Annotated in this window: 1 protein-coding gene and 1 pseudogene; both read left to right on the top strand. The window is 77.6% G+C overall.

Translation table 11 applies throughout. The annotated features are described in order from the left end of the window. Nucleotides 1–307 (top strand): annotated as a pseudogene (locus tag AX737_RS10960) (VWA domain-containing protein); the annotation flags it as partial. Beyond that, a complete protein-coding gene (locus AX737_RS10955) occupies nt 307–1,218 on the top strand; it encodes a tetratricopeptide repeat protein (RefSeq protein ID WP_066921258.1) in 912 nt (303 codons plus the stop codon). The pseudogene AX737_RS10960 and the gene AX737_RS10955, both read left to right, overlap by 1 nt. Nucleotides 1,219–1,248 lie beyond the last annotated feature (30 nt).

The following is a 1,248-nucleotide window of genomic DNA, read 5'->3' as shown; positions in this document are numbered from 1 at the left end:
GCGCGAGGCGCGCGCCATCGCCGAGCGCGGCTGGCGCCTGCAGGGCGTGTTCGTGCCCGCGACCCGCCCGCTCCCGCCCGGCGTGCCGCGACCCGACCGGGGCGCGCTCGACGCGGTGGTGCGGGCGGGCGGCGGCGTCGTGGCCGACCTCGACGCCCCGGGCGCCGTGCTCGAGGCGGTCGGCGCCAGCACGGCCCAGCACCTCGCGGCCGGCGGCTACACGGTGCTGGCGTTCGCCGACCTCGGGCGCTGGCTGCTCCTGCTCGCCGCCCTCCCCGCCCTGCTGCTCTTCCGCCGGAGCGCCTGATGCGTGGCCCCGTCTCCCTTCCGCTTCCCGCCGCCCTGGCGCTGCCGCGCCGCTGGCGCCGCCACGCGCGCGGCGCCGGTCTGGCGCTGGCGGGCGCCGGCCTCGTCGCCCTCTGCGCCCTCACGGAGCCGCGCACCGGCCTCGGGCGGCTGCTGATGGGCGTCGGCCTGCCGGGGCTGGCCTCCGGCATCATCGCCGACCCGGCCTGGCGCGGGCCCGCCCTCTACGCGGCCGGCGACTATGGCCAAGCGGCCGCGATCTTCCGCAACGGCGGGCGGCGCAACGCCTACAACCTCGGAAACGCGCTGGCGCGTGCCGGCGATCTCGCCGGCGCCGTTGCGGCCTACAATCAGGCGCTGCAGTACAACCCGCGCGACGCCGACGCGCAGGCCAACCGCGCGCTCATCGCCCGTCTCATGGAGGAGGCGATCGACCGCGGTCCGGGCGGGGGCATCGCCAACGGCACGGCGCAGTACGGCGCGCGCTACAACAACACCCGGAACCACGACCAGAGCGACGACATCAAGGCCACCTCGAGCGGCGAGGGGCTGGCCGGCAACAAGGAGGCCGGGTCGAGCGCCTCGCTGCCCGGCAACAGCAAGGTGGCCCGCCGCGGCCGGGCCGAGCAGCAGGCGGTCGATTCCGGCCGCGGCGAGGCCCGCGGCTCGGCGAGCGACGCGGCCGGGCGCGGGCGCACCGGCAGCGGCTCGGCCATGGTGGCGGCCGCCCCCGAGCGCGAGGTGCGGCGCGTGACGAAGAGCTTCGAGGCCCACGAGATCCGCCCCGACCGGCTCTGGCTCCAGACCCTGCCGGACGATCCCGGCCGCTACCTGAAGCTGCGCCTCAAGGCCGAGCAGACCCGCCGCGTCGAGGCCGGCACCAACATGCCCGCCGGGAGCAACCCGTGGTGATTCTCTTCGGACCCGGCCGCGCGCCTCTCC

The organism is Methylobacterium sp. CCH5-D2 (genome assembly GCF_001556475.1).
GTDB classification, from domain to species: domain Bacteria; phylum Pseudomonadota; class Alphaproteobacteria; order Rhizobiales; family Beijerinckiaceae; genus Methylobacterium; species Methylobacterium hispanicum.
The sequence above is the reverse complement of the archived record's forward strand: the minus strand, read 5'-3'. Positions and strand labels throughout refer to the sequence as shown.

Excerpts from the sequence above, each read along its gene's own strand:
- AX737_RS10955 (WP_066921258.1), top strand. The coding sequence starts at position 307 with ATGCGTGGCCCCGTCTCCCTTCCGCTTCCCGCCGCCCTGGCGCTGCCG.